Source organism: Alphaproteobacteria bacterium, assembly GCA_040220875.1.
Taxonomy (GTDB): Bacteria; Pseudomonadota; Alphaproteobacteria; order JAVJVX01; family JAVJVX01; genus JAVJVX01.
This window is the reverse complement of the sequence record JAVJVX010000005.1, coordinates 273330-300183: the sequence shown is the minus strand read 5'-3', so window position 1 is coordinate 300183 and position 26854 is coordinate 273330. Positions and strand designations below refer to the sequence as shown.

Annotated in this window: 23 protein-coding genes; 7 read left to right on the top strand and 16 right to left on the bottom strand. The window is 65.0% G+C overall.

Translation table 11 applies throughout. The annotated features are described in order from the left end of the window. Positions 1-3: 3 nt before the first annotated feature. Entirely contained in the window at positions 4-489 is a 486-nt protein-coding gene (locus RLQ26_03675) for a MarR family transcriptional regulator (protein MEQ9087820.1), read from the bottom strand. 149 nt (positions 490-638) lie between these two features. Here RLQ26_03675 and RLQ26_03670 point away from each other — a divergent pair, with 149 nt between their 5' ends. Further along, positions 639-1541, top strand: a complete 903-nt coding sequence (locus RLQ26_03670) for a branched-chain amino acid aminotransferase (protein ID MEQ9087819.1) — start codon at positions 639-641, stop codon at positions 1539-1541. Positions 1542-1566: 25 nt separating this feature from the next. Here the strand turns inward: RLQ26_03670 and RLQ26_03665 are convergent, their stop codons facing one another. The 8 genes from RLQ26_03665 to RLQ26_03630 all read right to left on the bottom strand — a co-directional run bounded on the left by RLQ26_03665 (position 1567) and on the right by RLQ26_03630 (position 9068). Beyond that, positions 1567-2034 carry a molybdenum cofactor biosynthesis protein MoaE gene (locus tag RLQ26_03665; GenBank protein MEQ9087818.1) on the bottom strand — a complete coding sequence of 156 codons (468 nt, stop codon included), beginning with the start codon at positions 2032-2034 and terminating at the stop codon, positions 1567-1569. A gap of 8 nt (positions 2035-2042) precedes the next feature. Then, positions 2043-2294 carry a molybdopterin converting factor subunit 1 gene (gene moaD, locus RLQ26_03660; GenBank protein MEQ9087817.1) on the bottom strand — a complete coding sequence of 84 codons (252 nt, stop codon included), beginning with the start codon at positions 2292-2294 and terminating at the stop codon, positions 2043-2045. A 39-nt stretch (positions 2295-2333) separates the two neighbouring features. Further along, positions 2334-3608 carry a molybdopterin molybdotransferase MoeA gene (locus tag RLQ26_03655; protein MEQ9087816.1) on the bottom strand — a complete coding sequence of 425 codons (1275 nt, stop codon included), beginning with the start codon at positions 3606-3608 and terminating at the stop codon, positions 2334-2336. A 6-nt stretch (positions 3609-3614) separates the two neighbouring features. Beyond that, positions 3615-4154 carry a molybdopterin-guanine dinucleotide biosynthesis protein B gene (gene mobB, locus RLQ26_03650; protein MEQ9087815.1) on the bottom strand — a complete coding sequence of 180 codons (540 nt, stop codon included), beginning with the start codon at positions 4152-4154 and terminating at the stop codon, positions 3615-3617. Between the two features lie 3 nt (positions 4155-4157). Beyond that, entirely contained in the window at positions 4158-4715 is a 558-nt protein-coding gene (pgsA, locus tag RLQ26_03645) for a CDP-diacylglycerol--glycerol-3-phosphate 3-phosphatidyltransferase (GenBank protein MEQ9087814.1), read from the bottom strand. A 78-nt stretch (positions 4716-4793) separates the two neighbouring features. Further along, a complete protein-coding gene (gene uvrC / locus RLQ26_03640) occupies positions 4794-6698 on the bottom strand; it encodes an excinuclease ABC subunit UvrC (GenBank protein ID MEQ9087813.1) in 1905 nt (634 codons plus the stop codon). Between the two features lie 468 nt (positions 6699-7166). Further along, on the bottom strand, positions 7167-7973 hold the full coding sequence (locus RLQ26_03635; protein ID MEQ9087812.1) for an SDR family oxidoreductase: 807 nt from the start codon (positions 7971-7973) through the stop codon (positions 7167-7169). A 102-nt stretch (positions 7974-8075) separates the two neighbouring features. Continuing rightward, positions 8076-9068 carry a calcium/sodium antiporter gene (locus RLQ26_03630; protein ID MEQ9087811.1) on the bottom strand — a complete coding sequence of 331 codons (993 nt, stop codon included), beginning with the start codon at positions 9066-9068 and terminating at the stop codon, positions 8076-8078. Positions 9069-9298: 230 nt separating this feature from the next. Between RLQ26_03630 and RLQ26_03625 the strand changes: the two genes are divergently transcribed. Then, positions 9299-10981, top strand: coding sequence for a cation:proton antiporter (locus tag RLQ26_03625; protein ID MEQ9087810.1), 1683 nt, complete (start codon positions 9299-9301; stop codon positions 10979-10981). A gap of 11 nt (positions 10982-10992) precedes the next feature. On the opposite strand, the gene uvrB is transcribed toward RLQ26_03625, so the two are convergent. Next, positions 10993-13158, bottom strand: a complete 2166-nt coding sequence (gene uvrB, locus RLQ26_03620) for an excinuclease ABC subunit UvrB (GenBank protein MEQ9087809.1) — start codon at positions 13156-13158, stop codon at positions 10993-10995. A gap of 210 nt (positions 13159-13368) precedes the next feature. Between uvrB and RLQ26_03615 the strand changes: the two genes are divergently transcribed. Both RLQ26_03615 and msrP read left to right on the top strand, forming a co-directional pair. Continuing rightward, entirely contained in the window at positions 13369-14571 is a 1203-nt protein-coding gene (locus RLQ26_03615; GenBank protein ID MEQ9087808.1) for a pyridoxal phosphate-dependent aminotransferase, read from the top strand. Positions 14572-14686: 115 nt separating this feature from the next. Then, positions 14687-15664, top strand: a complete 978-nt coding sequence (msrP, locus tag RLQ26_03610) for a protein-methionine-sulfoxide reductase catalytic subunit MsrP (protein MEQ9087807.1) — start codon at positions 14687-14689, stop codon at positions 15662-15664. 26 nt (positions 15665-15690) lie between these two features. On the opposite strand, the gene trxB is transcribed toward msrP, so the two are convergent. From trxB to RLQ26_03595, 3 genes are all read right to left on the bottom strand, one after another. Beyond that, positions 15691-16656 carry a thioredoxin-disulfide reductase gene (trxB, locus tag RLQ26_03605; protein ID MEQ9087806.1) on the bottom strand — a complete coding sequence of 322 codons (966 nt, stop codon included), beginning with the start codon at positions 16654-16656 and terminating at the stop codon, positions 15691-15693. Between the two features lie 110 nt (positions 16657-16766). Further along, complete coding sequence (locus RLQ26_03600) at positions 16767-17363, bottom strand: carboxymuconolactone decarboxylase family protein (protein ID MEQ9087805.1); 597 nt, start codon at positions 17361-17363, stop codon at positions 16767-16769. 106 nt (positions 17364-17469) lie between these two features. Beyond that, positions 17470-18477 (bottom strand): mitochondrial fission ELM1 family protein, encoded by a 1008-nt coding sequence (locus RLQ26_03595; protein MEQ9087804.1) that lies wholly within the window; start codon positions 18475-18477, stop codon positions 17470-17472. 98 nt (positions 18478-18575) lie between these two features. On the opposite strand from RLQ26_03595, the gene RLQ26_03590 reads away from it, so the two are divergent. Then, positions 18576-19127, top strand: a complete 552-nt coding sequence (locus RLQ26_03590) for an Lrp/AsnC family transcriptional regulator (protein MEQ9087803.1) — start codon at positions 18576-18578, stop codon at positions 19125-19127. A 26-nt stretch (positions 19128-19153) separates the two neighbouring features. Here the strand turns inward: RLQ26_03590 and greA are convergent, their stop codons facing one another. The 3 genes from greA to carA all read right to left on the bottom strand — a co-directional run bounded on the left by greA (position 19154) and on the right by carA (position 24170). Beyond that, a complete protein-coding gene (gene greA / locus RLQ26_03585; GenBank protein ID MEQ9087802.1) occupies positions 19154-19630 on the bottom strand; it encodes a transcription elongation factor GreA in 477 nt (158 codons plus the stop codon). Positions 19631-19725: 95 nt separating this feature from the next. Continuing rightward, the gene (carB, locus tag RLQ26_03580; GenBank protein MEQ9087801.1) at positions 19726-22992 is read right to left on the bottom strand and encodes a carbamoyl-phosphate synthase large subunit; all 3267 of its coding nucleotides are present in this window, start codon (positions 22990-22992) and stop codon (positions 19726-19728) included. Further along, complete coding sequence (gene carA / locus RLQ26_03575; GenBank protein MEQ9087800.1) at positions 22992-24170, bottom strand: glutamine-hydrolyzing carbamoyl-phosphate synthase small subunit; 1179 nt, start codon at positions 24168-24170, stop codon at positions 22992-22994. Before carA ends, carB begins: the two co-directional genes overlap by 1 nt. A gap of 234 nt (positions 24171-24404) precedes the next feature. On the opposite strand from carA, the gene RLQ26_03570 reads away from it, so the two are divergent. After that, positions 24405-24860 carry a GatB/YqeY domain-containing protein gene (locus RLQ26_03570; GenBank protein MEQ9087799.1) on the top strand — a complete coding sequence of 152 codons (456 nt, stop codon included), beginning with the start codon at positions 24405-24407 and terminating at the stop codon, positions 24858-24860. 67 nt (positions 24861-24927) lie between these two features. Continuing rightward, a complete protein-coding gene (dnaG, locus tag RLQ26_03565) occupies positions 24928-26781 on the top strand; it encodes a DNA primase (protein ID MEQ9087798.1) in 1854 nt (617 codons plus the stop codon). Positions 26782-26854 lie beyond the last annotated feature (73 nt).

Genomic DNA, 26854 nt, shown 5'->3' with positions numbered 1-26854 from the left:
CACTCAGTCGTCGTCATCCAGCCGGCTCCGATCGGCATCGTTGATGATGCCCAGAAGCACTTTTCGAAATCCTTCAACCGCCTCCGCGCCGGCAGCTCGGTAGGCGCGCGCGATCCGGGCGCGCTGGTTCTCCGACAGGCGGCGTTCGAGTTCGGTCCCCTTTTGCGTCAGGTCGAGAAGACGCTGGCGCCGGTCGTTCTCGCCCTGGCGGGCGGAAATGAAGCCGCCTTCGACCAACTGACCCAGAACGCGCGACAGACTCTGCTTGGTGATCTTGAGGATTCCTAGGAGTTCCGAGACGCTGATCGACGGGTTGCGCCCGACGAAATAGATGACCCGGTGATGCGCCCGGCCAAAGCCGAATTCGGCCAGCATATCATCGGGTTCGGCCGTGAAATCCCGGTAGGCATAGAACAGCAGTTCCATGCCCTGGCGCAGGTCCTCCTCACGGAGGAAGAGAGGATTGACTCCGGATTTTAAGTCAGCCATGCTGCCATAATTCACCCGAAGCGCCAGAGACGCAACCGGATTCTCGCGCTTTTATACCGGGGTAACGCATCGGCCATCGGCCACCGGTTCGGGGCCTTTGAATATGTTGTTGATTTCGGGCGCAATTTGGCGCGAGGAAATGATCCACCATGTCGATCATCCCCTTTGACGATCGCGACGGCGTCATCTGGTTCGACGGCGCGCTGGTCCCCTGGCGGGACGCCAAGCTCCATTTCCTGAGCCACGGTCTCCATTACGCGAGCTGTGTGTTCGAGGGCGAGCGCGTCTATAACGGGCGCATCTTCAAATTGCGCGAGCATACGGAGCGGCTCGCGAACGGTGCACGTACTCTCGGCTTCGAACTGCCCTTTTCCATCGAGGAGATCGACGCCGCCTGCTGCCAGGTCGTGAAGGAACAGGGAATCGTGGACGGCTATGTGCGGCCGGCGGCCTGGCGGGGCAGTGAAATGATGGCGGTTTCGGCGCAGCAGGCCCGCATTCATCTGGCCATTGCGGCCTGGCCCTGGCCGAATTATTTCACGCCGGAAGCCCGGCTCAAAGGGATTCGCATCACCTGGGCCGATTACTGTCGGCCCGATCCGCGCACGGCCCCGGCCAAGACCAAGGCGGCGGGCCTGTACATGATTTGCACTTTGTCCAAGCACGCGGCCGAGGCGAAGGGATTTGCGGACGCGCTGATGCTGGACTGGCGTGGGCGGATCGCCGAGACGACGGGGGCCAACATCTTCCTGGTGCAGGAGGGCGTGATCCATACCCCCGTCCCGGATTGCTTTCTGGACGGTATCACGCGGCGCACCGTCATCGGCCTGGCACGCAAGCGGGGCTACGAGGTGGTGGAGCGCGTGCTCATGCCGGAAGAGCTTGACCGGACCAGCGAGATATTCATCACCGGCTCGGCCGTCGAAGTCACGCCCATCGCCGCGATCGACGACCGGGAATTCACCGTCGGCGAGATCACCCGCACGCTGGCGGCGGATTACGATGCGCTCGTGCGCGCCGCCCCGGCCGAGGCAGTCAGCGCGGCCGAATAGCGCCGGCCACTTGCAGGCGCCGGCTCTAATCCTCCGCGGCCGTTCCCCAGCGCCGGGCGGCCGCGTCGTCGGTGGCCGCTGCCCCGACCCAGCGCTTGCCCGTCGCGGTCTCTTCAAGCTTCCAGAACGGCGCCCGGGTCTTGAGCCAGTCCATCAGAAAGCTGGCCGCCGCGAATGCGTCGGCACGATGAGGGGCCAGTGTCACGACCAGAACGATCCGTTCGCCCGGCAGGAGCCGGCCATAGCGGTGAATGACGAGACAATCGGCGAGCGCCCATCGCCGGCGCGCCTCGGCCTCGATCTCTTCCAGTTTCGCCCGGCTCATGGCCGGGTAATGATCGAGGGTGATGGCGGTGACCGGCTCGTCCCCGACACTCTCGCGCGCGCGGACCAGCCCGGTGAAACTGACGACGGCCCCGACCTCGGGCCGACCGGCGCTCAATCGGTCGATTTCCTCGCCGATGTCGAAGTCTTCTGTCTGGACCCGGATCATCGCACCGCTCACCCGCCCGTGACGGGGGGGAACACCGCGATCTCGTCCCCAGCCGTCACCGGATGATCGGCGGCCGCGAAGTCGTGATTGACGGCGACGCGTATGACCGCCCTGTCGCCGAGGGCGTGGGCATGAGCCGGGCTCAACCCGGCCAGAAAGTCGAGGAGGCTGCCCACGGTGGTGACCGTGGCGGGCGGCGCGATCTCTTCCTCGCGACATCCGACGCGATCTGCCACCCAGGCGAAATACAGGATTTGCATGGCCAAATCCTAGCGCACGCGGCAGGACGTCCCCAAGACCTATCCTGTCTCGGGGAAGGGCAGGAAATCGACCATCTCGCCCGGCTCAACGCCGGCGCTTTCCTCCGCCAGCTCGACGAGCCCGTTGGCGAAGACGAGCGAGGAGAGAATGCCCGAGCCGCTTTCGGGATAAAGACGGGCTCCGGGTGCGCCCGACCGGTCGGGGCCGACATGTACGCGCAGCCATTCCCGCCGGCCGGGTTTTTTCCGGTAGGCAAAATCGGCGCGCACCGGAATGCGCAGTGGCGGTTCCGGCTGCCCGCCGCCGAGCCGCGCCAGCACGGGGGCCGCCAGGTGCAGAAAAGTCACCATGGCCGCGACCGGATTGCCCGGCAGGCCGATAAACGGCACCATCCGGTCGCCATCCCTGATCTCGCCAAATGCGACCGGCCGGCCGGGCCGGATCGCGAGGCGCCAGAACAGGATCCGGCCGCGCTCCGCCACTGCCCGGCGCACGTGATCCTCTTCGCCCGTGGACATGCCGCCTGACGAGAGGATCACGTCATGGTCTTCGAGCGCGCGGTCGATCGCGTTCCCGAGTGCCGACTGCTCGTCGGCCACGATGCCGAGATCGCTGACCTCGAGACCGTTGCTTTCGAGAAGAGCGTGCAGCATCGGGCGGTTGCTGTCATAGATCGCTCCCGGACGAAGATCGCCGCCGGGGGCGGTGACCTCGTCCCCGGTGGAGAAGATCGCAGCGCGCAATCGGCGATAGACCGGCAGCGCGCTCAGCCCGTTTCCCGCGGCGAGACCGATCTCCTGCGGGCGCAGGCGGCGGCCCTGAGTCAGCAGGATCTCGCCCTTGCGCACGTCCTCGCCCCGCGCCCGGCAATTGGCCCCGGGTGCGCCAGGCGCTGGCAGGGTCACGGTGCCGCCCGTCGCATGGCAGGTTTCCTCGGCAAAGACTGTGTCCAGACCCGGCGGCAGGGGCGCGCCTGTAAAGATGCGGATCGCCGTTCGGGGTGGCGGCGTGTCGCCGAAAGGATGGCCGGCCGCCGCGCGCCCCGCAACCGGCAGGGTGGTCGGGCCATCCGGCGCCAGATCGGCAAAGTGAACCGCATAGCCGTCGACGGCGGCGTTGTCATGGGGCGGCACGTCGCGGCGGGCGACAAGATCGGTGGCGAGAAACCGGCCACGGCAGGCCGCGAGGGGACACTCCGTTGAGCCGGCGATGGGCGCCCTTGCGCTCAGCCAGTCCCGCAACTGGGCGTGCGCCGTCTCCAGGCGCAGGAGCCCGTCCGTTGCCGCGTTCCGATCATCGGGCCCCTGTGCCATTTCTGCCTATATCCGTCCGGGCCGTGCCCCGTGATCGACGCCGAAACGGGCGCAGATGAAATCCGCCAGCGGGGCCGGATCGTCGGGGTCAAAGATCGGGAGGGCGCAGTCAGGCGGCGGCCCGTCGGAGACCAGCGCCTCGATACGGGGGTCATCGGGAAACAGGAACGGCTTGCCGTTCGCCTGGCGGTGCACCTCGATCTTGGGGTGGTGGTGAGCCGGCCCGCGAAATCCTTCGAGGAGAACGAGGTCGACGGGCGACAGCTTTTCCAGGAGATCGCCGAGCCCTGGTTCACCGGCCGGGCAGGCCGCCGGGTCCGGTTCGTGCATCAGCGCCCAGCGCCCGCCCGAGGCGATCAGCACCTCGCCCGCCCCGGCCTCGCGATGGGCGAAACTGTCCTTGCCGGGATGATCGATTTCGAAGTGCCGATGGGCGTGCTTGATCGTGGATACGGAAAGTCCCCGCGCCTTCAGGGCGGGGATGAGCGTCCCGAGCAGGGTGGTTTTTCCGCTGCCGCTCCAGCCCGCCAGGCCCAGAACCTTCATCGCTTAGCCCTGCGTCATGTGCCGAAGTCCGACGCGCATGTAATCATAGCCGGTCAGAAGCGTCAGCGCTGCCGCAACCCAGAGCCCGATTTCGCCGATAAGCTGTGCCGGCAGCAGCCAGGCCGCCGCCTCGCCCACGATCAGGATCCCGATCGCGGTCATCTGGATCGCGGTTTTCCATTTGGCGAGTTGGCTGACCGGCACGCTCACCCGCAGTTCCGCCAGATATTCGCGCAACCCCGAGACCAGCACCTCGCGGCAGACGATCACAAGGGCAGGCAGGATGACCCAGCCCGTGATCCCGCTCTTGGCCACCAGCATGAACAGAACCGAGATCACCATCAGCTTGTCGGCGATGGGGTCGAGAAACCGGCCCAGCGCCGAGACCGCCTGCTGGCTGCGCGCGATATAGCCATCGAAAAAATCCGTGACGCCGGCGGTGATGTAGACGGCAAGCGCGATCCAGCGCGCGGTGTGTCCGTCCAGAAACAGAAGGGCGATGATCACAGGAATCGCCGCGATCCGCGACAAAGTCAGGAGATTGGGAAGGCTCGTGATCATGATCGGCAACTCTGTCTGGCGCTACGGAGCCGGGTTCGGGCGGGTCTTGACGGTACCCGCCAGTCTAGTCGGAAAGTCCTATGCCTCGCTATGAAAGTGATCGTAAATCTTTTGCGCCACCGATTTGCTGATGCCCTCCGCCGCTTCCAGATCGACCAGCCCGGCATTGGCCACATTGCGCGCCGAGCCGAAATGATGCAGCAGCGCCCGCTTGCGTCGGGGGCCGATACCGGGGACCTCGTCCAGCAGCGAACGGCCGATGGCACTGCTGCGTTTGCCGCGATGGGCACCTATGGCAAAACGATGCGCCTCGTCCCGCAATCGCTGCAGAAAATAGAGGACCGGGTCGCGCTCCGGCAAGCTAACGGGTGCTCTGCCCGGCCGATGAAAGGACTCGCGCCCGGCGTCGCGCTCCGGCCCCTTGGCGATGGCAACGAGCGGCACGTCGTCGATGCCCAACTCATCCAGAACCTCCTCCGCCACGTTCAACTGCCCCTTGCCCCCGTCGATCAGCACCAGATCTGGCCACTGCCCGCGGGTGCGGTCCGGGTCTTCCTTCTGGGCACGGGAAAAGCGCCGGGTCAGCACCTCGCGCATCATGCCGTAATCGTCGCCTGGCGTGATCCGGCCCGGTGCATTGGGTTCTCCGCGCTTCCCCGCCGTCTTGATGTCGAACTTGCGGTAGGCGTTTTTAAGGAATCCGTCCGGCCCCGCCACAATCATCGCGCCCACGGCATGGGTCCCCTGCACGTGGCTGTTGTCATAAACCTCGATCCGCGTGGGCGGCCCGTCGAGGGCGAAGACTTCGGCGACACCCTCGAGAAGCCGGCGCTGGCTGGCGCTCTCGGACAGGCGCCGGGCCAGGGCGTCGCGCGCGTTTTTCAGGGCGTGAGTGACCGGCTTGCGGAACGCGCCGGCCTTGGGCGCGCGGATCCGCACGCGGCGCTCCATCTTCAGCGACAGCGCATCCGCGATGACCGACTGGTTTTCCACCTGGTGGCTGAGCAATACCAGCCTGGGCGCCGGGCGCGCCGCGTAAAACTGGCCGATAAAGGCGCCCAGCACCTCCGTCAGATCGACATCCTTGGTGTGGCTCGGGTAATAGGCGCGGTTGCCGTAATTGTGCCCGCCGCGGAAGAAAAAGACCTGCACGCAGGCCTGGCCGCCAGCGCTGTGCGCGGCGATCACATCGGCATCGTCCAGCCCCGGCACGTTGATCGTCTGGCGGGCCTGAATCTGCGACAGCGCGCGTATCCGGTCGCGGTAGACCGCCGCCTCCTCGAAATTCTGGGCATCGCTCGCTGCCTGCATGCGCGCCGCGAGGCGTTGCTGGATATCCTGGTTGCGCCCCTGCAGAAAGTCACGTGCCTCGCGCACCAGCACCGCGTAATCGCCCTGGTCGATGCGGTCGACGCAGGGCGCGGCACACCGTTTGACCTGGTAGAGGAGGCAGGGGCGTTTGCGCGAGGCAAACACGGTGTCATTACACGAGCGCAGCAAAAACGCGCGCTCCAGCGTGGCCAGGGTGTGGTTGACCGCACTGGCCGACGCGAAGGGACCGAAATAATGGCCCTCGCGGCGCTTGGCGCCCCGGTGTTTGGTCAGTTGCGGCCAGTCGTGATCCGTGGAGATCAGGATGTAGGGAAAGGATTTGTCATCACGCAGCAGCACGTTGAATGGCGGCAGAAAGCGCTTGATCAGGTTCGCTTCCAGCAGCAGCGCCTCGGCCTCGGTCTGGGTCGTGATGACCTCGAGCTTCCGGGTCGCGGCGACCATACGCCGGAGACGCACGGTCAGTCCGTCGGGCCGGGTGTAGCTGGCGACCCGGTTCTTCAGACTGCGCGCCTTGCCGACGTAAAGAATTTCGCCCCGCTCATCCACCATGCGATAGACGCCCGGCTGGCGCGGCAGCAGCCGCAACTGGTCGCGGATCACCGCGATTCCGCTCGCCAGGCTCGCGGCCGTCGTTGGGGTACCGGATATGCCGCGGCGCGCCGACCGGCTTTCCTCCGATGAGCGGTCGGCCGATTGCTCGGGCGGGTTGGTGATCCGGTCGGGGCGTTGGGCGCGTGGCATGGGATCCGGCTCAGGCTCGAACGGTCGGGCAAAGGTGAGTTTAGCGTCAGGTCTCGGTCAAAAACGGAGGAATTCCGTCACCGTCCGGACATATCCACGAAATATGTGGATAAGGTTGTTGATTGAACCGCTTCCGCGGGCTTGTCTGCCGCAGGTGTAAAGCTTTCGTGAAGCTTTGCATATTTTTTGGGCACAAAAACCAAGTCATTGGAATATAAGGATGATTATTTCGCAAGCCCGTGATCCAAATCAAAGGGTTAAATTTGGCTGCGTCGGGCAGTCAGGTTTTCGCATTTTGCGACAGCTTGTGCACAACTTTCATGAATCGTCCCATTTCTGGCGTATTTCGGCCGAAACCGCGCCCCGGCCCGGCACTTACTCTTCCGGCGTGGGCCCGATGGGCTGGCGCCAGCCCAGGTGCTGGCCACCATCGAGCGCGATCATTTGCCCTGTCATCGACGGGGTCTCGAGGATGAAGCGGACGGCCCGCCCGATCTCGGCCGGGTCCGTCGGGCGTTCGAGGGGCACTTTGCGCCACTGGCGCTCGAAATCGTCGGTGCTTTGCCGGGCACTCGGCAGGGTCGGGCCCGGCCCGATCCCGTTCACGCGGATGCGGGGCGCCAGCGCCAGGGCCAGACTTTGGGTCATGGCCCAAAGCGCCGCCTTGCTCGCGGTATAGGAGGTGAAATAGGGCGTCAGGTTCCAGACGCGCTGATCCAGCATGTTGATGACGGCACCGCCCGCCTCGGGGCCGAGCTGGCGGGCGAAGGCCTGGGTCAGGAAAACCGGCGCGCTCAGATTCGTCTCCAGATGGGCGTTCCACATTTCGCGGTCGAGATCGGCCGGCGTATCCCAGGCGAAGAGCGAGGCGTTGTTGACGAGACAACCGAGCGGACCCAGTTCGTGCCCGGCATCCGGCACAAGCCGGGCGCATTGCGCCGGATCGCTCAGATCCGCCTGCAATACCGCAGCGCGCCGGCCAAGGCCGGCGATCTCCTCCGCCAGCCCGGCGGCTTCTGCGGCAGCCTTGTGAAAATGGATCGCCACATCCCAGCCGGCGCGCGCGAGGGTGAGCGCGATTTCCCGGCCAAGGCGCCGGGCCGCCCCGGTTACCAGGGCGCGCCGGGGCAGGGGAAAGTCAGGTGCGCCCTGGCTGGCGCTGGAAGTATCGGATGAGGTCATCGTCGCCGTAGGGGGTTCGCCGTTAACGTTTAAGCCTTCAACGGGCCGGTCAGTGTTGGTGAGAACCTATCACGTACATCCGCCGGTCTTGTGATTCTTGTGTCACAACCCGGACCGGCCCGACGGGAACAGATCGAGAAACTGTCCCATGATGTAGACAGCATATGTCGCCAGAAAGGCACAACCCGTCAGGCGGGTAATGCCATTTTTGGTATCCATGACCGCCAGCAACACAACCGTCGCCCCGAGCAGGACCCACAGATCGATGGCCATGAATTTCGGGTCGATCGGCAAGGGGGCGACGGCGCCGGCCAGGCCGAGGATCAGGAGAATATTCATCAGATTGGAGCCGAGAACATTGGCGAGGGCCACATCGGCCTGCTTGCGCCGGGCCGCCACCGCACTGGCGGCCAGTTCGGGCAGGGAGGTGCCCACCGCGACGACGGTCAGGCCGATAACCGCATCCGAAACGCCGAAAAACCGGGCCATGTCGCTCGCGCCGGTGACGAGCAGCCGGGCGCCGAGAAAGAGGCCGATCAGGCCCAAAACAACCGCAGCCAGGATGGCAGGCAGGCCGCCCGGCATCGGCCTGATCTCGGCCGCTTCCTCCTCATGAAGATGACGGCTGATTTCGTCGTCGCGCGCATCGCGCAAGTAGGAATAGGCGAGATAGGCGGTGATCAGCGCCACCATCGCGACGCCGGCAAGCGTCGGAACGTCGCCCCTGGCGCCGAGCGCGAGAAGGAGGAACACGGCGCCGAGGAGCGCGAGGCTGTCACGGCGCAGGGTGCGGCGATCATGGCGGATCGGGTAGACCAGCGCCGTAAGGCCCAGAATGAGCAGGATATTGGCGATATTGGACCCGACCACGTTGCCGACCGCGAGCCCCGGCACCCCCGAGAGCGCGGCATCGACGCTGACGAAAAGCTCGGGCGCGGATGTTCCGAACGCGACGACGGTCAGCCCGATGAAGGCGGGTGAGACATTGAGCTGGCGGGCAAGATTGACGGCTCCCTTGACGAGGTATTCGCCGCTGGCGACCAGAAGGGCGAGGCCGCCGGCGGTCATCAGCGCGGGAAGGAAAAAATCGTTCATGGTCGGCCGACCGGCTCCGAGCGTGTGGCAGCGGCGAGGCGTTCGGGCGTGGCCCCGGACGAGGGAAGGCGCGTGGAGACTGAATTCATGCGCCCGTTTTCGTGGCGTGATCTCGTTCGGCGCCCGGTGTAGCACGCAAGCCGGGCAAGGGCCATAGGCGGCCACCCGTGCTTGCTTTGCGCGAGTGGGCGTCGGAAACTCCGGCTCCCGTTGTCACGTCTCGAGCAGTCATGTCCGCCGATCACGCCCTCCTTCAAGTCATCATTTTCCTGGCGGCCATTGCCTTCGTGGTGCCGGTGGCCCGCCGGCTCAACCTCGCCCCGATTCTGGGGTATCTGGCGGCCGGGCTCGCCATCGGCCCCTACGGTTTCGCCCTGGTGCAGGACAGTCATGTCATTCACTGGCTGGCCGAGCTTGGGGTGGTGTTCCTGTTATTCGCGGTCGGCCTCGAATTGTCGCTCACCCGGTTGCGAACGATCCCGCCGGCTGTGCTGGCGCTTGGCCTGCTGCAGATTTTCGTGACGCTCGGTGTGATTGCCGCCGGGCTTTGGCTGATCGGCACCGATCCGGTGACGGCGTTGATCCTGGGCGCAGGCTTCTGCCTGTCCTCGACCGCGCTGGTCGCGCTGATGCTGTCCGAGCGGGGCGAGATTTTCCTGCGCTTCGGGCGTATCGCGATCGCCATTCTGCTGGTGCAGGACCTCGCCGTGGTGCCGTTCGTGATCGCCGTCCAGATGGTCGGCGGTGATGGCGCGATGTCGGCCAATCTCTGGGTCGACCTCGCCGCCGCCGCCGCCGCGCTGCTCGCAATCGTGCTGGCGGGCCGCTTGCTGGTGCCCCGGGTGCTGCGCGTGGTGGCGCAGGGCCGCAGTACGGAAGTCATGATCGCGGCCACACTTGTGATTGTCCTCGGTGTGAGCTGGCTGGCCGACGCGGTCGGGTTGTCCATGATCCTGGGCGCCTTTCTCGCGGGCGTGCTGCTGGCGGACACCGAATACCGCCACAGTATCGAGGCCGACGTGGAGCCCGTGCGCGGGATTCTCATGGCCGTGTTCTTTGTCAGTGTCGGCATGCGCGTCGATCCCGGCCCCGCCCTGGCGGAACCGCTGATCTTTGTGCTCGGCATTCTCACGCTGCTGGCCGTCAAGGCCGCGCTGATCTTCGTGCTTGCCCGGCTGACGGGCGTTACCGGCGGCCTCGCCATGCGTCTCGGCTTCACCCTGTCGCAGGCCGGCGAATTCGGCTTTATCCTTTTTGGCCTCGCCCTGTCGCTCGGCGTCCTGCCGGGTCCGGTCGCCCAGTTCGCGATCCTCACGATCGCCGCCACCATGGCCGTGACGCCATTTCTCGATCAGCTCGGCCAGCGCCTCGGCGGGGATCTCGACCGGCGGCTGGAACCCGGCCTCGACGATCTCGAAACCGAGACGGCCGATCTCTCGGATCACGTCATCGTCGCCGGGTTCGGCCGGGTGGGTCACACCGTGACGCAGTTGCTGGCGGATCAGAAAATCCCGGTCATTGCCCTTGACGTGGACGCCTCCGACGTCCGCCTCGCCCGGCAACGGGGCCAGCCGGTCTATTTCGGGGACGCCATGCGCCCCGATGTGCTGCGCGCGGTGGGTGCCGAGCGGGCGCGGGCGATCGTCGTCACCCTTGACCGGACCCATACGCTCGAACGTTTTGTCGCAATGCTGCGCTGGCGATTCCCGAAGCTGGCGATCTTCACCCGCGCGCGCGACCGTTTCCACAGCCGGCGGCTGATGGCGGTCGGCGCGACGGACAGCGTGCCCGAAACCTTCGAGGCAAGTTTGCGGCTGGCCGAAACCGTGATGACGTCCTGCGGCGTGGCGGATGACGTGGCGCAGAAAGCGGTCAGCACGTTTCGCGGGGAGCGGATGGAGGATACGCCCTGAAGCGGGATATCCTAGCTTCCGGCCCGCCGCCGCGGCGCGCCGTCCACGCCTCTCTTGCTGCCCCGTTGCCGGCCGCCGGCCTTGGGCGATGTCCTGGCCCGCCGCGCCCGGCCACGCGCCCGCACGTCCCGCGCGGGATGACCGATTTCCAGCTCCGCCCCGCGCACGCGGTGGATCTCGTCCCTGAGGCGGGCCGCTTCCTCGAATTCCAGATCGGCCGCCGCGGCCTGCATGCGCTTTTCCAGATCCGCCACATAATCGTCGAGATCCTTGCCCAGAAGATGCAGGACCTCGTCATCACCCGTGCGCACGGTGACATGATCGCGCTCAAACACGCTGTCAAGAATATCGCCGATATTCTTGCGGACGGATTCGGGCGTGATGCCATGCGCCTCGTTATAGGCCATCTGCTTCTCGCGCCGGCGCCGGGTTTCCTCCAGCGCTTCTTTCAGCGCTTCGGTCTCCTCGTCGGCATAGAGGATCGCCCTGCCCTCGGCATGGCGCGCCGCCCGGCCGATGGTCTGGATCAGCGAGGTACGTGAGCGCAGATAGCCGGCCTTGTCGGCATCCAGAATCGCGACGAGCGCGCATTCCGGAATGTCCAGCCCCTCGCGCAGCAGGTTGATCCCCACCAGCACATCGAACACCCCCACCCGCAGGTCACGGATGATCTCGATGCGTTCCAGCGTTTCCACGTCCGAATGGACATAGCGCACCTTGATCCCCGCCTCGTGCATGTATTCCGTGAGATCTTCCGCCATTCGCTTGGTCAGCGTGGTGACCAGAACGCGTTGGCCCTTCTCGATGCACTGGCGGCATTCATTCAAAAGGTCATCCACCTGGGTTTCGGTTGGCCGGACGATCGTGATCGGGTCCGTGAGGCCGGTGGGACGGACCACCTGCTCGGCGAACGCGCCGCCTGTCTGCTCCAGCTCCCAGTCGCTCGGTGTGGCCGAAACGTAGACCGTCTGCGGCCGCATGACTTCCCATTCCTCGAATTTGAGGGGGCGGTTATCGACGCAGGACGGCAGGCGAAAACCGTAATCGGCGAGTGTCGATTTGCGCCGGAAGTCCCCCCGATACATGCCGCCCAGCTGCGGCACCGTGACGTGGCTTTCGTCAACGAACAGCATGGCGTCCTCGGGCAGGTATTCGAAGAGGGTGGGGGGCGGGTGGCCCGGCGGGCGGCCGGTCAGATAGCGCGAGTAATTTTCGATCCCCGCGCAACTGCCCGTCGCTTCCATCATTTCGAGATCGAAAGTGGTGCGCTGTTCCAGCCGCTGGGCCTCGAGCAGCTTGTCCTCCGCGCGCAGCACCGCCAGCCGATCTTTGAGCTCAACTTTGATTTTTTTTACCGCCTGCTGCAGGGTCGGATGGCCTGTCACGTAATGGCTGTTGGCGTATATCCTGATCTGGGCCAGGTTCGCTGTCTTCTCTCCGGTCAGCGGATCGAATTCCGTAATGGTCTCGATTTCCTCGCCAAAGAACGACAGACGCCAGGCACGATCTTCATAGTGGGCGGGATAAATTTCCAGCGTGTCGCCCCGCACCCGAAACGTGCCGCGGTGAAAGTTCTGGTCGTTCCGGCGATATTGCAGCTCCACCAGGCGGCGCATCAGCTCGCGCTGATCCATGGCCATGCCTGTCTCCAGGTTTATCGTCATCTCGGCATAGGTCTCGGGGGCGCCGATGCCATAGATGCAACTGACCGAGGCGACGATGATGACATCGCGCCGCTCGAAAAGGGCGCGGGTCGCCGCGTGGCGCAGCCGATCGATTTCCTCGTTGATCTGCGCTTCCTTCTCCACATAGGTGTCGGTGCGCGGCACATAGGCCTCGGGCTGGTAATAGTCGTAATAGGAGACGAAATATTCGACCGCGTTATTGGGAAAAAACGATTTCATCTCGCCGTAAAGCTGGGCCGCCAATGTCTTGTTGGGCGCGAGAACGAGGCTGGGGCGCTGCAGGCGCTCGATCACGTGGGCGATCGTGAAGGTCTTGCCCGAGCCGGTGACTCCCAGCAGCACCTGGTCGCGCTCGCCCGCTGCCAGTCCGCGGGCCAGCTCGGCGATCGCCTCGGGCTGGTCGCCGGCAGGGGCGAATTCGGACGAAAGCTCGAAAGGCCGGCTGGTATCGGCGGCCGGGCGGTCGATCGTGGCGACTGTGGTGCGGGTCATATCTCTCAATCTAGGGCCGCGCAGGGTCATTTTCCAACCGCAAATCGGACCCCGAGGCCCCGTCCGGCGCGCCTGCCCCGGTGGGTTCGGCCCTTGCGTCGTTCCGGGCCCGGGATTAGGTTGCCGGCGCCGGGCCGCGGCCGGTGGCAACAGGGCTCATGGCCGGGCCGGCGCGATTTTCTGCAGGTTCCAACTTCCGGAGTGTGTCCCATGCCCATCCTGGCCAAGCGGCTCGGCCTGATCAAACCCTCGGCGACCAATGCCCTGACCGCCAAGGTGCTGGAACTCAAGGCAGAAGGCCGGGACATCGTCGGCCTCGGCGCCGGCGAGCCCGATTTCGACACGCCTGACAACATCAAGGAAGCGGCCATCAAGGCCATCCGCGAGGGACAGACGAAATATACCCCCGCGCCCGGTACTCTGGCCCTGCGCGAGGCGATCGCGCGCAAATTCAAGCGCGATAACGAACTCGATTACGATCCCAAGCAGATCATTGTCGGTACCGGCGGCAAGCAGGTCCTCTACAACGGGCTTCTCGCCAGCCTGGACCCAGGGGATGAAGTGATCATCCCCGCGCCTTACTGGGTATCTTATCCCGATATGGTGCTGATGTGCGAGGGCACGCCCGTGCCGGTTGCGTGCAACGAGAAAACCAATTTCAAGATGACGGCGGCCGATCTCGAGCAGGCGATTACCGACAAGACCAAATGGCTGATCCTGAACTCGCCCTCGAATCCGAGCGGCGCGGCCTATACGCGCGACGAGATGAAGGCGCTGACCGAGGTGCTGGTCCGCCATCCGCATGTCTGGGTGATGTCGGACGACATGTACGAGCATCTCGTCTATGACGATTTCGAATTCGTCACGCCGGCCCAGGTCGAGCCCGCCCTGTACGACCGCACGCTGACGGTCAACGGCGTTTCCAAGGCCTACGCCATGACGGGCTGGCGGATCGGCTATGCCGGCGGCCCGCTGGAACTGATCAAGGCGATGGTAACGGTGCAGTCCCAGAGCACGACGCACGCGTCCTCGATCAGCCAGGCGGCCTCGGTCGAGGCGCTTGATGGCCCGCAGGACTTCATCGCCGAACGCAACGAGGTCTTCAAAACGCGCCGCGATCTGGTGGTGGCCGGGCTGAACAAGATAGACGGCATTCGCTGCGCCACGCCTGAGGGGGCGTTCTACGTCTACCCGTCCTGCGCCGGCCTGATCGGCCGCACCACACCTGACGGGGTGACGATCCGCACCGATACCGAACTCGCGGGATATTTCCTCGATTCCGTCGGTGTCGCGGTGGTTCCGGGCGAAGCGTTCGGCCTGTCGCCGTTTTTCCGGATTTCCTATGCGACCTCGACCGAGGCGCTCGAGGCCGCACTCGAGCGGATTGCCGACGCGGTCAGCCGGCTCGGCTGAGGCGGTCGCTCGCTGGCGCAGCTTCCGTCCCGGGTCATCCGCGGCGCGCCCTCAACGGGCTGTGAATTGTGGAACGGCCCGATCCGGCGTAAGGCTTTGCCTGGAGGAGCCGGCCATGCTGATCCGAAAAACGCGTCCCTGGAACCTGCCCGAAGCCGAGGTGACACCGGAAGGCGTCTATCTCGACCGGCGCCGCCTGCTCAAGGCGATGGCGGCCGTGCCTCTGCTGGCCGGGGCCGGCACAGGCCTCGCCACCGCGCTCCGGCCGGGCCCGGCCTGGGCGGCGGATCCGTCGGCCAAGCTCTACCCCGTCGCCCGCAACATGCGCTACGAGTACAGCCGCGAGGTCACACCGGCCAGCTACGCCACCCAATACAATAATTTTTACGAATTCGGTTCCCACAAGCGCATCTATCGGGCCGCCGAGGCGCTCGAGATCCGTCCCTGGACGGTGGCCATCGACGGGCTGGTGGAAAAACCCTTCGAGATCGGCATCGACGAGTTGCTGTCCAGAATGACACTCGAGGAGCGCGTTTACCGCCATCGGTGCGTCGAGGCATGGTCCATGGTGGTGCCGTGGTCAGGATTCCCTTTCCGGGACCTGGTGGCGCTGGCCCGGCCGCTGGGATCGGCCAGATATGTCGCGATGCAGACGTTTCACGACCCGGCTATCGCGCCCGGCCAGCGCGAGCCCTGGTATCCCTGGCCTTATACCGAGGGGCTCACAATGGCCGAAGCGACCAACGAGCTCGCCTTCCTCGTCACCGGTCTCTATGGCAAGCCGGTTCCCAAGCAGAACGGTGCGCCGCTGCGTCTGGCGGTGCCGTGGAAATATGGCTTTAAATCGATCAAATCGATCGTGCGCTTCACCTTCACGGACAAGCGTCCCGTCTCCATGTGGCAGGCGATCCAGCCCAAGGAGTACGGATTCTGGGCCAATGTGAACCCGGAAGTGGCCCATCCGCGCTGGAGCCAGGCGACCGAGCGCGTCCTGGGCACTGACAGGCGGGTACCGACGCAGCTTTACAATGGCTACGGCGCGTTCGTTGCCGAACTCTATAAAGGGGTCGAAGGGGAGGCCCTGTTCAGGTAACCCGGCCGCTGTGAGCGGCCGGAGCCCTATTCGGCCGCCTCGCGGGCATCCTCGCGTTCGGCGATGAATTTCTCCGCCTCGAGCGCCGCCATGCAGCCCATCCCTGCCGCCGTGACCGCCTGGCGATAGATCTTGTCCTTCACGTCGCCGGCCGCGAACACGCCCGGGATGTCGGTCGCCGTGCTGTCGGGCGCTGTTTTGATATATCCGTCGCCATCCATCGCCACCTTGCCGAGGAAAACGTCGGTCGACGGCTTGTGGCCGATGGCGACGAAGACGCCATCCACTTTCAGTTCCCGGACTTCGCCGGTCTTGACGTTTTTCAGGAGGGCGGCCGTGACGCCGGGCGGGTTGTCCTCGCCCGTGATCTCCTCGAGGACCGTATCCCAGATGACGGTGATCTTAGGGTTCTTGAGCAGCCGTTCCTGTAAAATCTTTTCGGCCCGGAAGCTGTCCCGGCGATGGATGACCGTCACTTTCGCGGCGTGATTGGTGAGGTAGAGGGCTTCCTCGACCGCCGTGTTGCCGCCGCCCACCACGAGCACCTCGCGCTCGCGGAAGAAAAATCCGTCGCAGGTGGCGCAGGCCGAGACGCCAAAACCCATGAACCGGTCTTCACCCTTCACCCCCAGCCATTTCGCCTGGGCGCCGGTGGCGATGATGACCGAATCGGCACTGTAGATCCGCCCACTGTCCCCGGTGGCGCGAAACGGGCGCCCGGTGAAATCCACCTCCGTAATCAGGTCGCTTATCATCTCGGTCCCGACATGCTCGGCCTGGGCTTTCATCTGGTCCATCAGCCAGGGGCCCTGTATGACCTCGGCGAAACCGGGATAGTTCTCCACATCGGTGGTGATCGTCATCTGACCGCCCGGCTGCATCCCGGCGACGAGGCGCGGCTTGAGTGCCGCGCGGGCGGTGTAGATGGCCGCCGTATAGCCGGCCGGGCCGCTGCCAATGATCAGGACCTTGGAATGGAGGGGATCGCTCATGGGCTGGTTCTCTCTCGGTGGCGGTTCGCGCACGGGCCTCGAACTGGCCGGGCCCATCGTCACTTTGATAAGCCCTCGATGCCGGCCCGACAAGCCCGCTCCGGGGCGGGTCAGGCGCGGGCCGGCGCCGAGGATTTTTCGGGCGCGGGGGCGCGGGAGACCGGGCAGGTTTCCTCCCGGGTCACCATGTCGTAGACGAAGATCCATTTGGCGACGCCGGTAAGGATGGCGGAGACGAAGCCCAGCTCGACGATCTGCGCGTCGTCGAAATGGGCGCGTAGTTGATTGTAAAGATCGCCTGTCAGCTCGCCCGACATGTTCTGCAGCATCATCTGATCGGCCAACTCGATAATGGCGAGATCCTTGTCGCTGAATATTGCGGGCGACGGGTCCTGGATCGAATCTATCTGTTCTTGTGTGATACCGGCGGCGAGACAATCCACTGTGTTATTGCGGTTGCAGAAGAAACATCCGTGCTGCTTCGACAGCTTGAGGCGCAGGATCTCCTTGGATCGCACATCGACACGTCCCTTGTAGAAGATCCCCTGGTAGAAATCGTCGAAATACCAGTCCAGCAACTCGGGCGCATTGGCAAAGACCTCGATTACGGTGGCCTCGCCCGTGCGTTCCATGCCGACGTCCCAGAGCTTTTGCAGATGGGCGGGCATGGCCTTGCGGGGGACTCGGGGCAGATGCGGGGTCGGCATGGGGCTCTCCTTCCGGGCTGGTGGCGGTTGCGTCTGCGGAGAGTGATTCAGGGCATGCGGGGGCGCCGCGGTCAAAATATTTCCGCGCTTCTTTCCCCGAAGGGCGTCAGAGCCCGGCCATTTCCCGCACCCGCTGCGCCGCTTCGGCCGTATCGTCGAACCGCGGATAGTCCCAGCGCTGGAAGCTGCCGAGGAACGGCCGGGTGGCACCGGCAGCGGCGAGGCTTTGGTGAAACCGCTCGAATTTCGTCGATCCGCCGGGCAAATCGGCCACATAGACCGGCTTGCCGGTCGCGACCGCTTCCGAGGCCATGGAAACCGAATCCGGGGTCACGACGATGACATCGGCCGCCGCGAGAAAGGCAAAATAGGGATTGGGACCGCGCCCGGCCGCGTCGTCGCCTTGCCTGGTGCCATCCCAGAAAATCAGATTGCCAAATCCCGCGAGCGCATCGGCCAGGGCGGCGACATTCAGCGGTCCCGTCCGGCGCGAGGTGGTGACGAGCAGACTGGCCCTCTGGCGGCTGGCGGCATCGCGCAACCGGGTGCCGAGCGCGGCCATGGCGTCGGGCGTCATTTTATGGCGCCGGTTGGGGCCACCCACCAGCACGGCGACGCGCGGCGCCGGCAATTCCGCGAGGCGTTTCCCGGTCTCGCTGAGAGCGAAACCGGCCGCCTCGCGAGCGAGCTTCTCATCGGTGACGCGGGTAAGTGCGCCGCGCGTCCGGATCACATTCCTTCCCTTGAGCCGGTCGTGCGCCGGCGCGATCACAACATCGAAATGGTGCGGCGCCACCGGCGGCGTCTGGATGAAGACGGTAAAGGGTGGCGTGCCGGCCTCTTTGGCCGCCTTTGCCCGAAGCGCCAGGGCGACGGGCGCCATTTTGCGTCCGGCCGCGATGATCAGGTCGGGCCAGGGCGGGCTCAGGGGATCGGACGCGTGTGCGAGCAGCGTCAATGGATTGGGCCAGAGAAAAAGCGGCAGGTGGCGCCAGGGTGCGGCGATGGCGAGACGTTTGACGGTCACGGGGAGGCCCAGGCGTTCAGCCAGGCCGACGCACTGGTTCTCGGTGCCGGCGAGGCCTTCGCTCAAAATCCAGCAGGTTTTCGGCATCGGCTCTTCTCCCCGCGTCACGATAGCGCTTTCCGGCGGGCGTTTTGGGTAATATTATTTCGCGGTGGACGGAAATCACATCGTCCGGAAAGGATCTCATGCCCAAGCCCGAGACGCGCCCTGCGCCTGTCCGCAAATCGCCGGGGAATCCAGACAAAAGCGGCAAAAAGGGCAAGGTGCGCCTTGACCGGATCGACCGTCGGCTGTTGCACGAGTTGCAGGAAAACGGGCGCATCACCAACGTGGATCTGGCCAAGAGAGCCGGAATCTCGCCGCCCCCCTGCCTCCGACGGGTCCGGGCGCTGGCGCGGGAAGGATTCGTCCGCGGGTTTCATGCCGACATTAATCCCGAGCTTTTGGGCTTTGGTGTGACAGTCTTCGCGCTGGTCGGCCTCGACAGCCAGGCGGAGTCCGATCTCGTGGCCTTTGAGGAGATGGTCGGCCAATGGCCCAATGTCCGGGAATGCTACATGCTGGCGGGGGAGATCGATTTCATCCTGAAGGTGGTTGCGGCCGACTGGGATGCCTATCAGCGCTTCATCACTGAAAAGCTCACCCCCGCGAAGAATGTAGCCCATGTCAAATCGGCGCTCACCATTCGCCAGTCGAAGGCCAAGCCGGGTGTTCCCGTCCTGGCGGAAAAGGGCTGACACGCCGCTGGCTTGTCCCGGCGCCGCTAGCGCGTGATCTCGATGGAAACGACTTCGTAGCTCTTGCTGCCGCCGGGCGTGGTGACGTCGGAAATATCACCGACGGATCGCCCGATCAGCGCCTTCGCGATGGGCGAATCGACCGACAGTCGGCCCTGGCCCGCATCGGCCTCGTGCGGTCCGACGATCTGGTAGGTCACCTCCTTGTCCGCGTCCTCGTCGTAAACGACGACAGTCGTGCCGAAGGTCACCGTTTCGCCCGAGAGTTTCGAGACGTCGATGACTTCTGCCCGGCTGATGACGTCTTCGAGCTCCGCCACGCGGCCCTCGACGAAACTCTGGCGTTCTCGGGCGGCATGATATTCAGCGTTTTCGGAAAGGTCGCCGTGCTCGCGCGCCGACGCGATCGCCTTGATGATCTCGTGGCGTTCCGTGTTTTTCAGGTGGTCGAGTTCCCGGCGCAGACGTTCCAGCCCGCCCGGGGTCATGGGTATCTTTTTCATGGCGCGATTTTCCTACAGGCTGCAGCCGGGTGCAAGCCGTCCCGCGATCCCCCGCAGCCGCTTGAGCTTGTGCTGCCATTTGGGCTGGTAATGACCTAGACCGTTTTAGGGGATGGGCCAGCGGAAAAAAAGGACTGCAACGGGGCGACGTCGAGTTGTCCCTTTTTCAGTGCCCGGATTGCCTCGGCCGCGGCAAGGGCGCCCGCCATCGTGGTGTAATAGGGGATCTTGTGGGTCAGGGCCGTGCGGCGGAGCGAGAAGCTGTCGGCGATTGCCTGCGCGCCCTCGGTGGTGTTGAAGACGAGTTGCACATCGCCGCTGATCATGGCGTCCACGATATGCGGCCGGCCCTCCAGCACCTTGTTCACTTCCGTCACGGTAAGACCGGCCGCTTTCAGGACACGGGCGGTGCCGCGTGTCGCAATCAGATTAAAGCCCAGCTCGGCCAGGTTTTGGGCGAGCACGATGCTCGCAGTCTTGTCGTGGTCGCGCACCGAGACAAAGGCCGTGCCGGATTCCGGCAGGCGCACGCCGCTGCCAAGCTGCGATTTGGCGAACGCGCGGGCGAAGTCCGTATCTATTCCCATCACCTCACCCGTCGATTTCATTTCGGGGCCGAGGATGATGTCCACGCCGGGGAACCGGGCAAACGGGAACACGGCTTCCTTGACGGCGATGTGCTTGCCCGGCACGGGTTGAATATCGAATCCGTCAAGGGTTTCGCCGGCCATGACGCGGGCGGCGATCTTGGCGATGGGCTTGCCGGTGGCCTTGGCGACAAAAGGCACGGTCCGGCTCGCCCGCGGGTTCGCCTCGAGGATGAAGATGTCCCCGCCCTTGACCGCAAACTGTACGTTCATCAGCCCCACCACATTGAGGGCCAGGGCAAGCTTGCGGGTTTGCTCCTCAAGCGCCTCGATGATTGCCGGCGGGAGCGAGTGGGGCGGGAGCGAACAGGCCGAGTCGCCCGAATGGATACCCGCCTCCTCGATATGTTCCATAATGCCGGCGACGAAAACCCGCTCGCCGTCGCTGATGGCGTCGACATCCACCTCGATCGCGTCCTGCAGAAAAGTGTCGATCAGAACCGGATCGTCGCCCGAGACCTTGACCGCTTCCGCCATGTAGGTCTTGAGCCCCGCCTCGTCGTGGACGATTTCCATGGCCCGGCCGCCCAGCACGTAAGACGGGCGGATGACGACCGGATATCCCACTTTATCCGCCTTCGCGATGGCGTCCGCTTCGCTGGAGGCGATCGCGTTTCTGGGCTGCTTGAGGCCGATGCGGGTGAGGAGTCCCTGGAACCGCTCGCGATCTTCGGCCAGGTCAATCGCGTCGGGCGAGGTGCCAAGGATGGGGATGTCGGCGTCTTCCAAGGCCTGCGCCAGTTTGAGAGGCGTCTGGCCGCCGAACTGCACGATCACGCCCCGGAGCGTGCCCCGGCTCTGTTCCAGGCGCGCGAGCTCGATCACGTCCTCTTCCGTCAGCGGCTCGAAATAAAGGCGGTCGGACGTATCGTAATCGGTCGAGACTGTTTCCGGATTGCAGTTGACCATGATGGTCTCGAACCCCGCCTCGCGCAGCGCGAAGACCGCGTGCACGCAGCAATAGTCAAACTCGATTCCCTGGCCGATACGGTTGGGGCCACCGCCCAGAATGATGACCTTGTCGCGTTCGGTCGGGGCCGACTCGCATTCGGCCGGGCTGACGTCATCGCCCTCATAGGCGGAATACATGTACGGGGTCAGGGACGGGAACTCGGCCGCGCAGGTGTCGATACGCTTGTAGACAGGCGTGACGCCGGCCGCATGACGGCGACGGACGACCTCGGCGACGGGTATGCCCGAAAGCTCGGCCAGACGGGCATCTCCGAAGCCCATTTTCTTGAGCCGGCGAAGCCCGGCCGCCGTCGCGGGCAGGCCATCCTGGCGAACCGATTTTTCGAGAGCCACGATATCGGCGATCTGGCCAAGGAACCACGGGTCGATCCGGCAGGCGGCGTGCACCTCGTCAATGTCGAGCCCGGCGCGCAGGGCCTGGGCCGCAACCAGAAGCCGGTCCGGTGTGGGCCGGCCGAGGGCGGCGCGGATCGCATCCTTGCCATCATCACCCGCCGCACCGGGGATCTCGATTTCATTCAAGCCGGTCAGCCCGGTTTCGAGTGATCGCAGCGCTTTCTGCAAAGATTCGGCAAAATTGCGCCCGATCGCCATTGCTTCGCCCACCGATTTCATCGAGGTGGTGAGCAAGGGCTTGGCACCACGGAATTTCTCGAAAGCGAACCGCGGGATCTTGGTGACGACGTAATCGATCGATGGCTCGAAGGAGGCGGGGGTGACCCCGGTGATGTCGTTGTCCAGCTCGTCCAGCGTGTAGCCGACCGCCAGCCGGGCCGCCACCTTGGCGATGGGAAAGCCCGTGGCCTTGCTGGCGAGTGCCGAGGAACGCGAGACGCGCGGGTTCATCTCGATCACGACGAGCCGCCCGCTTGCGGGGTCGACGGCAAACTGGACGTTGGAACCACCGGTATCGACGCCGATCTCGCGCAGCACCGCGATCGAGGCGTTGCGCATGATCTGGTATTCCTTGTCCGTCAGGGTCAGCGCCGGCGCCACAGTTATGCTGTCGCCTGTGTGAATGCCCATCGGGTCAACATTCTCGATCGAGCAGACGATGATGCAGTTGTCCGCCTTGTCGCGGACGACTTCCATCTCGAACTCCTTCCAGCCGAGGACCGATTCCTCCACCAGCACCTCGGTGACCGGCGATGCGTCGAGGCCACCTCGGACGATCTCGCGGTATTCGTCCCGGTTATAGGCGATGCCTCCGCCGGTGCCGCCCAACGTGTAGCTGGGCCGGATGATCGCCGGCAGCCCGATCTGATCGAGCGCCGCCATCGCGTCGTCGAGTGAATGCACGACCCTGGCGCGCGGTGACTCCAGTCCGATACGCGTCATGGCCTCGCGAAAGAGCTGGCGATCCTCGGCCATCTCGATCGCGGTCTGATTTGCACCGATAAGTTCGACGCCGTAGCGATCGAGGGTTCCGTCCTGGTAGAGCGAGAGAGCGGTATTGAGCGCCGTCTGCCCGCCCATCGTGGGCAACAGGGCGTCCGGGCGCTCCTTTTCGATGATCCGGGCGACGATCTCGGGTGTGATGGGCTCCACATAGGTCGCGTCCGCCATGTCAGGATCGGTCATGATCGTGGCCGGGTTGGAATTGACCAGGATGATCCGGTAGCCGTCCTCGCGCAGCGCCTTGCAGGCCTGTGTGCCGGAGTAATCGAATTCGCAGGCCTGGCCGATGATGATGGGGCCGGCGCCGATGATCAGGATCGATTGAATGTCGGTCCGCCTGGGCATCAGGACTGATCCATCGCGCGAATGAAATTTTCGAACAGGTATCGGCTGTCCTGCGGGCCGGGCGAGGCTTCGGGATGGTACTGGACGGAAAACACGGGACGGTCCCTGAGCGCGAGGCCGGCGAGCGTGCCGTCGAAAAGCGAGATGTGGGTGGCGTCCACGCCCTCGGGCAGGCTGTCCCTGGCGACGACGAAGCCATGGTTCTGGCTCGTGATTTCGACCCGGCCGGTGGCGAGGTTCTTGATCGGATGATTGGCGCCGCGATGCCCGTGATGCATTTTCTCGGTTGTCGCCCCCAGTGCCAGGGCCAGCATCTGGTGGCCGAGACAGATACCGAAGACGGGCTTGCCGGTATCGAGCAGCTTGCGTATCTCGGGCACGGCATATTGCCCTGTCGCCGCCGGATCGCCCGGTCCGTTCGAGAGAAAGATGCCGTCCGGCGCGAGCGCCATCACATCCTCGGTCGCCGTCGTGGCCGGCACCACGGTGACGCGACAGCCAAGGGAGGCAAGGCAGCGCAGGATATTGCGTTTTACGCCGTAATCGATCGCCACCACATGGTGCCGGGGCGCTTCCTGCCGGCCATAACCCTCGTTCCAGCGCCACTGTGTCTCGCGCCATTCGTAGGTCTGCCGGGTGGTCACGTCGCGGGCCAGGTCCATACCCTTGAGCCCGGGCCAGGCGCGCGCGATGCCGGTGAGCCTGTCGAGATCGAAGTCGCCGTCCGGCGCGTGGCAGACGACGCCATTGGCCGCCCCTTCGTCCCGGAGCCGGCGGGTGAGCCGGCGGGTGTCGATCCCGGCCAGCCCCACGAGCCCGTGAGAGAGCAGCCACGGGTCGAGATGGCGGAGCGCGCGGTAGTTCGACGGCTCGCGCACATCGGCCCGCACCACCAGCCCGCGCGCCCAGGGGGTCGTCGCCTCAATATCCTCGTCATTGGTGCCGACATTGCCGATATGAGGGAAGGTGAAGGTGATGATCTGGGCGGCGTAGGAGGGGTCGCTCAGAATTTCCTGATAGCCGGTCATGGCGGTGTTGAAACAGAGCTCGCCCACCGCCTCGCCCGGCTTGCCGAAGCCGGTGCCCCAAAAGACCGTCCCGTCTTCGAGAACCAATACCCCCGTCGCGCCCTCAGCCGGGCCCTTACCCGGCCGCGTTTCTGCGGGGGAGTGGGGCATGAAATGGTGTTCCTCGATCGCGGGTTGAGGGAGGGCGAATGACCCTCCGTCGGATTTCGGCGTTTCTAAGCAAAACATATGCCGCCGTCAACCCCGATATGGCAAGAAAAACGCTTTTATTCCAATGTTTTACATAACACCAACGCCATTGCCCCAGACCGGGCTTTGGGATAGGGTCCTCCTCCTCGCCAGGGCACGCCTTGGCATTTTTCCCGGGTTTCCTATGTCAGGCTCATGCGCAAAGAATTGAACGAGGCGCTCAAGACCGCGCTCAAATCCAAGGATTCGCGTTCGGTCTCCACGCTCCGCCTGATCCTCGCCGCGATCAAGGACCGCGACATCGCGGTGCGCAGCGACGGCAATGCCGAGGGCATTTCGGACGAGCAGATTCTCGACCTGTTGCAGAAGATGATCAAGCAGCGCCACGAGAGCATCGCCGCCTACGAGAAGGGCGGGCGCGCCGACCTGGTGGCCCAGGAGCAGGGCGAAATCGAGGTCATCCGCCGATTCCTGCCGGCGCAAATGAGCCAGTCCGAAATTCAGGCGGCGGTGGCCGAGGCGGTTACCGAAACCGGCGCCGGCAGCCTCAAGGATATGGGCAAGGTCATGGGCGTCCTGAAGGAACGCTATGCGGGCCGGATGGATATGGGGGCGGCCAGCGGGGCGGCGAAAAAGGCACTGGGGAGCTGACCGGCCGGATTAACGCGGCCGGACCTTCAGGGGCGTCCGGCGGTTTTGGGGAGGCAGTGGCGGCAGGATGGCATTCCCGCCCGAGTTTCTGGAAGAACTCAAGACGCGAACCCGGCTGTCCGATGTAGTCGGCCGGCACGTGGCCCTGACCAAGAAGGGCCGCGAACTGACGGGGCTGTGCCCGTTTCACCAGGAGAAGACACCCTCTTTCTGGGTCAATGACGAGAAAGGCGTGTTCCACTGTTTCGGCTGCGGGGCATCGGGCGACGCGCTCGAATTCGTCATGCGGACCGAGGGGCTGGCCTTTCGCGATGCCCTCGAAAAACTGGCGCAGGCAGCGGGTCTCGAGGTTCCGGCGGGGAGCCGGGAAGATCAGGAGGCCGGGGAAAAGCGCCAGACCCTGCTGGGGGCGCTCGAGATCGCGACCGCCTATTTCAAGGCGCAGCTTCGCGCGCCCGGGGGGACCGCCGCCGTCGCCTATCTGAAGGCGCGCGGCGTCTCGGGCGAGGTGGCAGCCAGGTTTCACCTGGGCTTCGCCCCGGATCGCCGGGGCGCGCTGTACGAGGAACTCAGGAAAGCGAATGTCCCTGAAAACATCATGATCGAGGCCGGGCTCGTCGGCCGCTCAGATCATGACGGGACACTTTACGATCGCTTCCGCGACCGGATCATCTTTCCCATTACCGACGTGCGCGGCCGGGTCATCGGTTTTGGCGGTCGCACGCTCGGCGACGGCAAGCCCAAATATCTCAACTCCCCCGAAACGCCGCTCTTCCACAAGTCGCGCGTGCTCTACGGGCTCGGCCCCGCGCGCAAGGCGGCTTATGACACGGGCGAGATCATCGTCGCCGAAGGCTATATGGATGTGATCGCGCTGAGCCAGGCGGGATTTCGCGCCGCGGTGGCGCCGCTGGGCACGGCCCTGACCGAGGATCACCTGCGGCTTCTCTGGCGGGGCGCGCCCGAACCGGTCCTGTGTTTCGATGGCGATGCGGCCGGCCAGCGCGCGGCGGCCCGCGCGGCGGAGCGCGCGCTGGCGCTGCTTGCGCCCGGGTATTCCCTGCGCTTCGCCTATCTGCCGGCGGGCGAGGACCCGGACAGTCTGATCCAGACGGCGGGGCCGGCGGCCATGCGCGCCCTTATCACCGAGGCCCGGCCGCTGGTCGATCAGCTCTGGGCCATGGAAACGGCCGACCGCCGCTTCGAGACGCCCGAGCGTCGCGCGCGCCTCGATCAGCGCCTCGAGGAGATCACCCGCCAGATCGCCGATCCGGCCGTGCGGCGTCACTATCGGGACGCGTTCTTCCGCCTTTCGCGGCAGTTTTTCGGCGAAAAAACGCGAAAATCGGGTGGTCTGGCCGGGCGCGGCGGCAAAAAATGGCGCCAGGACCGCGATTTCGGGCTGGATTGGGGCCCCAATGCGGGCGAAGGAACCCGGACCCGGCTGGATGCGGCCCGCCTGCGTCAGCGGATCCTCCTGGCTACCCTGGTCAACCATCTCTCGATCATGGACGAGGTGGCCGAGGAGCTGGGAACGCTTGGCTTCGCCGACGGCCAGCTTGACAGGCTTCGCCAGGAGGTCATAAACGTGGCCAGCCTCCATCCGGATATTGATTCTGAAGGGTTGAAGGACCATCTGAGGACCAGAAACCTGGCGGCCCTGGTTGACCAGCTGCTGGCGCCCGACCTCTACCGACACGCCTTTTTCGCCCGGCCTGAAGCCAGTCCCGAGGAGGCCGTTTCCGGCTTCCGGGACACACTGGCGCGGTATCGGCGCGAGATGTCGGCCGAGGAGCGAGCGGCGATGGAGCGCGACCTGGCCGAGGATATGAGTGAGGAAAGCTGGAGCCGCTTTCTCGCTCAAAAAGAGGAGGAACTGGCCCGTGACGGCAACGAGGACGAGGGCGGCGGTGCTTTCTGACCGCGTCCCGCCCGGCCACGGATTTTCGGGCTCTCGGGCGCCGGCCCGCTAACCGGCCAATCAGGCGGGGCCC

Excerpts from the sequence above, each read along its gene's own strand:
- uvrB (MEQ9087809.1), bottom strand. The coding sequence starts at position 13,158 with ATGACCCGCACCACAGTCGCCACGATCGACCGCCCGGCCGCCGATACC.
- RLQ26_03675 (MEQ9087820.1), bottom strand. The coding sequence starts at position 489 with ATGGCTGACTTAAAATCCGGAGTCAATCCTCTCTTCCTCCGTGAGGAG.
- mobB (MEQ9087815.1), bottom strand. The coding sequence starts at position 4,154 with ATGAAGGTTCTGGGCCTGGCGGGCTGGAGCGGCAGCGGAAAAACCACC.
- carB (MEQ9087801.1), bottom strand. The coding sequence starts at position 22,992 with ATGCCCAGGCGGACCGACATTCAATCGATCCTGATCATCGGCGCCGGC.
- pgsA (MEQ9087814.1), bottom strand. The coding sequence starts at position 4,715 with ATGATCACGAGCCTTCCCAATCTCCTGACTTTGTCGCGGATCGCGGCG.
- RLQ26_03670 (MEQ9087819.1), top strand. The coding sequence starts at position 639 with ATGTCGATCATCCCCTTTGACGATCGCGACGGCGTCATCTGGTTCGAC.
- trxB (MEQ9087806.1), bottom strand. The coding sequence starts at position 16,656 with ATGAGCGATCCCCTCCATTCCAAGGTCCTGATCATTGGCAGCGGCCCG.
- RLQ26_03665 (MEQ9087818.1), bottom strand. The coding sequence starts at position 2,034 with ATGATCCGGGTCCAGACAGAAGACTTCGACATCGGCGAGGAAATCGAC.
- dnaG (MEQ9087798.1), top strand. The coding sequence starts at position 24,928 with ATGGCATTCCCGCCCGAGTTTCTGGAAGAACTCAAGACGCGAACCCGG.
- RLQ26_03630 (MEQ9087811.1), bottom strand. The coding sequence starts at position 9,068 with ATGAACGATTTTTTCCTTCCCGCGCTGATGACCGCCGGCGGCCTCGCC.
- msrP (MEQ9087807.1), top strand. The coding sequence starts at position 14,687 with ATGCTGATCCGAAAAACGCGTCCCTGGAACCTGCCCGAAGCCGAGGTG.
- carA (MEQ9087800.1), bottom strand. The coding sequence starts at position 24,170 with ATGCCCCACTCCCCCGCAGAAACGCGGCCGGGTAAGGGCCCGGCTGAG.
- RLQ26_03625 (MEQ9087810.1), top strand. The coding sequence starts at position 9,299 with ATGTCCGCCGATCACGCCCTCCTTCAAGTCATCATTTTCCTGGCGGCC.
- RLQ26_03600 (MEQ9087805.1), bottom strand. The coding sequence starts at position 17,363 with ATGCCGACCCCGCATCTGCCCCGAGTCCCCCGCAAGGCCATGCCCGCC.
- moaD (MEQ9087817.1), bottom strand. The coding sequence starts at position 2,294 with ATGCAAATCCTGTATTTCGCCTGGGTGGCAGATCGCGTCGGATGTCGC.
- RLQ26_03655 (MEQ9087816.1), bottom strand. The coding sequence starts at position 3,608 with ATGGCACAGGGGCCCGATGATCGGAACGCGGCAACGGACGGGCTCCTG.
- RLQ26_03590 (MEQ9087803.1), top strand. The coding sequence starts at position 18,576 with ATGCCCAAGCCCGAGACGCGCCCTGCGCCTGTCCGCAAATCGCCGGGG.
- greA (MEQ9087802.1), bottom strand. The coding sequence starts at position 19,630 with ATGAAAAAGATACCCATGACCCCGGGCGGGCTGGAACGTCTGCGCCGG.
- RLQ26_03635 (MEQ9087812.1), bottom strand. The coding sequence starts at position 7,973 with ATGACCTCATCCGATACTTCCAGCGCCAGCCAGGGCGCACCTGACTTT.
- RLQ26_03570 (MEQ9087799.1), top strand. The coding sequence starts at position 24,405 with ATGCGCAAAGAATTGAACGAGGCGCTCAAGACCGCGCTCAAATCCAAG.
- RLQ26_03595 (MEQ9087804.1), bottom strand. The coding sequence starts at position 18,477 with ATGCCGAAAACCTGCTGGATTTTGAGCGAAGGCCTCGCCGGCACCGAG.
- RLQ26_03615 (MEQ9087808.1), top strand. The coding sequence starts at position 13,369 with ATGCCCATCCTGGCCAAGCGGCTCGGCCTGATCAAACCCTCGGCGACC.